Annotated in this window: 6 protein-coding genes; 3 read left to right on the top strand and 3 right to left on the bottom strand. The window is 31.3% G+C overall.

Features of this window, described 5'->3' with window-relative positions; translation table 11 throughout:
- Window positions 1–1,036: 1,036 nt before the first annotated feature.
- Complete coding sequence (locus tag V7024_RS15355; protein WP_335521426.1) at window positions 1,037–1,453, bottom strand: YkvA family protein; 417 nt, start codon at window positions 1,451–1,453, stop codon at window positions 1,037–1,039.
- A 264-nt stretch (window positions 1,454–1,717) separates the two neighbouring features.
- Between V7024_RS15355 and V7024_RS15360 the strand changes: the two genes are divergently transcribed.
- On the top strand, window positions 1,718–2,698 hold the full coding sequence (locus V7024_RS15360) for a hypothetical protein (RefSeq protein ID WP_335521428.1): 981 nt from the start codon (window positions 1,718–1,720) through the stop codon (window positions 2,696–2,698).
- 43 nt (window positions 2,699–2,741) lie between these two features.
- Here V7024_RS15360 and V7024_RS15365 read toward each other — a convergent pair whose 3' ends face one another.
- On the bottom strand, window positions 2,742–2,945 hold the full coding sequence (locus V7024_RS15365) for a hypothetical protein (RefSeq protein WP_335521430.1): 204 nt from the start codon (window positions 2,943–2,945) through the stop codon (window positions 2,742–2,744).
- Between the two features lie 350 nt (window positions 2,946–3,295).
- Between V7024_RS15365 and V7024_RS15370 the strand changes: the two genes are divergently transcribed.
- Together V7024_RS15370 and V7024_RS15375 are read left to right on the top strand one after the other, a co-directional pair.
- A complete protein-coding gene (locus V7024_RS15370; RefSeq protein ID WP_335521432.1) occupies window positions 3,296–3,832 on the top strand; it encodes a matrixin family metalloprotease in 537 nt (178 codons plus the stop codon).
- Window positions 3,833–3,860: 28 nt separating this feature from the next.
- On the top strand, window positions 3,861–4,670 hold the full coding sequence (locus tag V7024_RS15375) for a cardiolipin synthase (RefSeq protein ID WP_335521434.1): 810 nt from the start codon (window positions 3,861–3,863) through the stop codon (window positions 4,668–4,670).
- A gap of 86 nt (window positions 4,671–4,756) precedes the next feature.
- Here the strand turns inward: V7024_RS15375 and V7024_RS15380 are convergent, their stop codons facing one another.
- A complete protein-coding gene (locus tag V7024_RS15380) occupies window positions 4,757–5,149 on the bottom strand; it encodes a hypothetical protein (protein ID WP_335521435.1) in 393 nt (130 codons plus the stop codon).
- Between the last annotated feature and the right edge of the window lie 515 nt (window positions 5,150–5,664).

Raw genomic sequence — 5,664 nt, forward strand, 5'->3', positions numbered from 1 at the left:
AGAATCGTTTCTCTTGTATTAACGTCTGCTTTCGCTTTATGTTTTGTAAATGGGTTGAAACTGAATACAATCCCCATTGCTATTCCTACAGGGGAAATTTTTTTTATACTTCTCTTTATCTTTTCTTTCATGGCTTCGTCCCTTACTTTCTAAATATACTGTTACCAACATATTTAAATTAATATTGGTAAGTTTATCTTAATTTAAATACCTTTCAAATGTCTTTCGTAAATGTTACAAAACCCTTTCATTGTTTCTCGGCCCAATACCAGCGTAGCTGTGGTTAGGGGCAAAATAATTTGTTTTGTAACAAAATCGATTGTTTTTGATAATGGTGAATATAACCTTTTTATTTTTAGCGTCCCACAATCTTTCTTTTTTGAAATGCATATTGATGTAATTTAAAGAAACTTATTCTTAATAATCTCAAAAAAATAACAAAACCCACAGAGAACAAGAATGTTTTCTGTGGGTTTTGTTGAGTTCAAAAGAGCTTGGGGGAGCTCGGTTTGATCGGTCTTATTTTTCTAACTTAGGGTAATAGAAAGATAATATACAGTTGATAAGGTAGTTTGCGTATATATTCGCAATAAGCTTATCTTACTTTAAATATCTTTCAAATGTCTTTCATAATTATTACAAAAGCCTTTCAGTGTTCTGTCGATATGACTGAAAAATAAGAAAATTTTAGTTTCTCATTTATATTAGGGATAGTGAACCTATTTCTTTTATGCACAAACCAATGAATTTTAAAAAGGTTTCTAATGATATGTACTCAAAGGAACTCTCACTATCGTAAAGAGACAATAAAATGAGTGATATATATGCAAGTTAAAAACCGACATAAAAACCCCTTTCTTTTAGAGGAGGACGAGAGCATCTGGCCGTGCATAGAAGCGGTCAGGTCCTTTTCCTGCCACATGCGAGGTTGGGTTTCTTTGCCCATCCCCTCGGAATGGGGGAATAGCAAGTGTGGATTTGAAATAAAGAAAATTCTAACTGATTTTCATAAAAAAGAACTAAAGAATTATTCTCTTTAGCTCTCTTTTCCTGCTAATTTATTATCTATTTCTGAAGTATCTACACCTTCTCCGAACCAATCAAATAACTTGTTTTTAGCTAAATCCTTAATATCTTGATCAATATACATAACAACTTGCATAAGAGCAATTCCTAATGTGCCTAAATCATCTGCATAACCAACCACTGGAATAGCATCTGGAATCAAATCTAACGGAAGAATAAAATAACCTAAAGCACCAAGGATAATCCCTTTTGTCTTCATTGGAACGGTATCTTTTTGAAGAGTGTAATACAATAATAAAACCGCATAAACCACATTAGCTCCTGCTTTTTTACCATACTTCTTTACTTTATCCCAAAACTTTGAATCTGAATAATGTTTACTAGATCTCGTTAATTCCTCTTCTAATTGATCTTTTGAATAATCCATAAACCAATCCCCCAATCTATAAATAATGGTATCCAATCAAATTGTACTAAATAACACTAAGTAAATATAGTAGTCTAAATAATATATAGGTTTAAGCAGACATACCCTGGGACACTTCTTAAAAGTACTTTTCTTATCCCCCCCTTTTCGAGGGGATGGGCAAAAACACCCTTAATAAATATATTTTAGTATTTACCTTTTATTACCTATAGTGTTAATATATTGATATGAAGTTTATTAAACGTTATTGATAGGGGTGGAAAAATGATTAAACTTAAGAAATTATCTACGTTATTACTTGCAAGCGCTTTACTTATACTACCTACAAATGCAAGTGCAGCGAGCCTGTACGGTGTTGTGAGTAATAGCTGGGATGGACGTGGCACCATTGAGGGTGCTGTAGGTCTCGATGGGGACACTATTTTTGTTGGCAATTCTAGTGATTTAGCTGTATTAAGCACTGAATCTGGTGGATCAATGGTTTCACATGAAAAAAACAAACCTTCTTTTCCTACAAAAGGCATGGTAAAAACATCTGATGGCAACATTTTTATTGCGGGAACACTAGGAAAATGGAAAGTTGTAGATTCATCTGCAGGTTTAGTTGAAGAAGGGCAACTATCGGACAAACGTAATCCGAGATTTGTTAAGCTACTACCGGATGGAAGGATTTTATTAGTTTACGATAAAGGTTATTATACTATTCTTGATGGTGATTCTCACAGCGTAACACGAACAGGAAAATGGCCAAATGATTGGAATATTAACGATTCAATTGAGTTATGTAAACAGCAAATCTGGATGGTAGGTGATAAAGGAAATTATCAAGTCATGTCGCTAGAAAACGGAAACATCATCAACTCTGGGGATTGGGGATCAACAAGAGATGATATTATGTCAATTGATAAACTTTCTGATGGTACTATGTTAGCTGTTGGGGAAGGTTCAAAATTCGCCCTCTTTAAAGACGGAAAAAAGATTGATAGTGCAGAACTGACTGATCAAGAATATAAGAATTATAAATGGAATAAAGTCGTGGCTCTCAAGGATAAACATGCAATAGTAATTAGTTCCAATGGTCAGATGCTTTTGGTTCAGGTTGATGGAAATAATAAAATTTCTGTTAAAGCAAAAACAAAACTAAACCATTATACTTCTCACGGTACTGCAGTAAAAATTAAAGAGAATCAAGTATTCGTTACACTTGCTAGTGGTAGATATATGGTTTATCAAGCAGATTTATAAAAATTCAAATACAATAGTTAACCACCTTTGAAATGCAACAACCCTAATTTGAATTTTTTAAATGGGCAAAATATATAATATCAAAAAATAAAACTATAAAATACACACGCTGAATATTAATCATGAGTATTTGTAATAAAAAAAGGATAGATAAAGCATCACGGCTTAATCTATCCTTTTTCCCATACCGATTTACCAACATATAACCAGTTTTATTATCAGAGGTAATCACTTCCTCAACTCTCATAATCTGTCCCTCCTCCATCTTAAAAACATATTTTCTTATATTACTTTATTTACTTCATTTACGTTATTTCTTCAATATAGATATTTAGTTATTAAGGAAAAGAAAAAGGAGCAATCCTCTTCTTTTAGTACGTTCAGGACATTCCTTAATTATAGTATTGTTTTTTCGAGGGGATGGGCAAAAACACCCATATTCTAAACAAGCAGCTATCTTCTCCATCGATAGTACCTATATACATAAATGGTATTTAACTACAAAAATGTCATTTTGATACAAAAAATACTATATTTTATGAATATTTTGTTATAAAATATAATTGTTTGAAAAATTTTATAAAAGGGGGACTTAAATTGAAATTAAAGTCGAAACTTGCTGGTATGCTACTGTCCTTTGTTTTAGTATTTACTATATTTCAGAGTACAGCTTCAGCATACAGTAAAACAGGTTGGCGTTTTGCTGGTACGTCTTTTATTTCGTACAAATGGGGAGCTAGCCTAAAAGATGGTGTTATAAAAACGGGATGGACTAACGCAGCATCAGCATGGAGAACATCAACGAAAGAGAACGTAAGATTTTTTTATGATTCAAAATCAGTAAATTACTTGACTAGATTCACTGATGCAGATAGCTCATATTATGGAAAAATGGTAACAACTACTAATTCTAATAAAATGGTAACGAAATTTGAGGGCTTTGAAAATGATAATGCAGTAAAAGTTTCTTCTGTTGCAAAAAGTACAGGGGTACATGAATTAGGCCATTCTTTAGGTTTAGATCATGTATCGGGAACCTCTATTATGAATAGTTCTCGAGATAGAACTAAAATTACAACTCCCCAAACTGATGATTTAAATGGTATTAAGTCCATTTATGGATTTAAATTCTAAAATTAGGATATAAGAAAGAGGGAGAATAATGGGTAAAAAGAAAAAAGTATTAATGATTTTATCAACTTTTATATTAATTGGTGGTAGTGCTTACTTATACGAAAAAAATAATCAAAACAATGAGAAGATTTCTGCTTCTACAAAAGAAAACTCTCTACAAAAACAAGTTCAGAAGAAAAATCTATTAGTATCACATGATTTTAAGACAACAAGTGACCTATCCAATATGGTTGAACAATCTGATGTAGTTGTTTTAGGGTCATATAATAGTTTTGATTCCTCATGGAATATGGCTCGTAATCCTGATGATTTAAACAAAGAAGCTACCGATCATCATATTGAAGGAAGATTATATAACTTTACAGTTGATGAAGTGTTAAAAGGAGATTTACAAACTAAAGATATAAGAGTTAATCACAGATATTCGGAAACAATTGAGTATGAAGAAACATCTGGTGATGAAGTCGTTTCTCCAGAAGGTATTTTAATAAAGGAACCCTCAGAGGTGACTATCCATAAATTAGAAAATAAAGACCCTTCATTTATTGAACCAGAATATAATAAGCAATATATTGTATTCTTAAAGAAAGGTTTTAACCCTGAAAATAATATATACTTAAGGGCAATTGAACCATATTTAATTAGTATTGATGCCAATGAAGTTGCAACTTTAAAGAGTAATTTAATTGAGTATAATAAGGACACTTTCAAAATGGATGTAACCATAAATAATTCAACTATCTCTATTTCAAATGATGTGAATGGGGAGATAACTGATAATATATCAAGTAAGAAGTTAGAAGATTTAAAGAGAGACATCGGAATTTTAAGTAAATAAGAAGAGATTAAGTGATGTAAGATAAAACACCAATGTCTATCGTCTAGAATTGAAAGGCATTGGTGTTCATAAAATATGTTTGATTATTAACCTTCTGTTAATGCATAATATTTCTTCTCAAATTCATTAGTTTTGACAATTAATACATCTTTCCTTTCATGGGTAGAGAAGATTTTACTTCCTATCGGAAGTTTAGTTGACATTTTATTTTTAAATGAATTATTTGAATCGAGAGTATAATTGCTTTCAATCTCCCCTACTTCTTTATTCTTCGTTAGATTTAACTTATCAATCCATTCAATATTCGTTTTATAAACAGTACCATTAAACATGAATATATCAGCATCTTTGTTCTCCTTTAATACTTCTGCTGCTGACGGTGCCTCACTTTTATTTATATTCGTCTTATTATTGATCTCACATCCTGCTAAAAAAATAGATATACTAGATAGAAAAATAATGAGTAGTTTGTAATTCATTTTCTTCCCCCAATACATTTTCTAATTATAGTCGTGTCAAACTTATAATATATTATAACGCATGTAAAAGTAAGCATTAAACATTTTTGGTTATTTTTCCAAATTGAAATTAGGATGTTTTTATAAAATTTATAACTAATCAAGGTAAAGGAAGGATTTGTGAAGAAAATTCATTGTGAATATTTTCTCTTTTTATATGAGGGGTAGAACCACATCACTATCAAGCTAATAAAACAAAATCCCCCCTAAAATAAAAAAATACGCTATTCTTTCTGTAGAATCATAAGAAAGGATGGCGTTTTTGTATGTCTATTTCTGTATCAGATGAATTGCAACTATTTGCTCAAGAAATTCAAGGCTTCTTATCCCCAAATGGGGTACGGCCGAGATACGTGTATTAACTATACTAAATAAAACCTTAGACCTTATAGTTCTTTAAGTAGGGCTTGTGACTGCTAAACTAAAGTGGTTCTTACGCTAATTTGGGGAACTCCTATTATACGATTATAGTAGTA

Source organism: Bacillus sp. JJ864, assembly GCF_036963045.1.
Classification (GTDB): Bacteria; Bacillota; Bacilli; order Bacillales; family Bacillaceae_G; genus Bacillus_A; species Bacillus_A pseudomycoides_C.